Consider the following 826-nt stretch of genomic DNA (forward strand, 5'->3'; position numbering starts at 1 on the left):
GCGCAAGGAAGAGAACAAAATCCTCTTCGAAGAGATCGAAGCGTTCTTCGAAGGCATGGAGGACATCGATGACGACCTTGTGCTCCCGCTGCCGAACGGCGAGTACGCCTTGCTTTCCAAGAAGGCGTACGTGAAAGACATCTTCGACAAGGACGCGCTCGCCAACGAGCTGCTGGTGGCGAAAGACGAACTGAAAACCCCGTTCGACTACTCCATCATGACGGCACAGGGGAAGCTCACGCCGGACATGATCTCCAAGCACACTAGCACGGAAACCATCGTCAAGATCCGCCTGAGCAAGCGCCGCATGAAGCCGAGCAAGAAGAAAAGTGAATAGCAAGGGACCCCACAACTGAAGGAGCGAGAATCATGCAAGAACTGCTTAATGTCTTCCAATACGACGGGCGAGAAGTACGAACGTTCATGATTAATGGGGCCCCTTGGTTTGTCGCCAAGGATGTGTGCGAGGTGTTGGAACTCGCCAAGCACGACACTGCTCTGGCGCGTCTGAGCGAGAAGCAAAAGGGGTCCCATACTGTGGGGACCCTTGGGGGAAATCAGAAGATGGCCGTGGTGAACGAAGCGGGCCTCTACAAACTGATCTTCACGAGTCGAAAGAAGGAGGCTGAGCGGTTCAGCGATTGGGTAGCGGAAGAAGTGCTCCCGGCGATTCGCCAGACCGGCAGCTACACCCTCAGCGGCGCTCAACCTGCACTCATGGCACAGATGAGCGAAGCACTCGCCGCCATCACGCAACTGGCCGCCACGATCCAAGACCGTGACGCGAAGCTCGACCGCGTGGCATACGAACTGGACACCGCACTGA

2 protein-coding genes are annotated in these 826 nt (G+C 56.7%); both read left to right on the forward strand.

Going from position 1 to position 826, the window contains the following annotated elements; genetic code table 11:
• Nucleotides 1–337, forward strand: a 337-nt coding sequence (locus EL26_RS25720) for a hypothetical protein (protein WP_038094868.1), incomplete at its 5' end; no start/stop codon positions are given.
• An 86-nt stretch (nt 338–423) separates the two neighbouring features.
• Nucleotides 424–826: BRO-N domain-containing protein (locus EL26_RS23120; protein WP_274518924.1), on the forward strand; the 403-nt coding region annotated here is incomplete at its 3' end.

This window comes from Tumebacillus flagellatus (assembly GCF_000714935.1).
Classification (GTDB): domain Bacteria; phylum Bacillota; class Bacilli; order Tumebacillales; family Tumebacillaceae; genus Tumebacillus; species Tumebacillus flagellatus.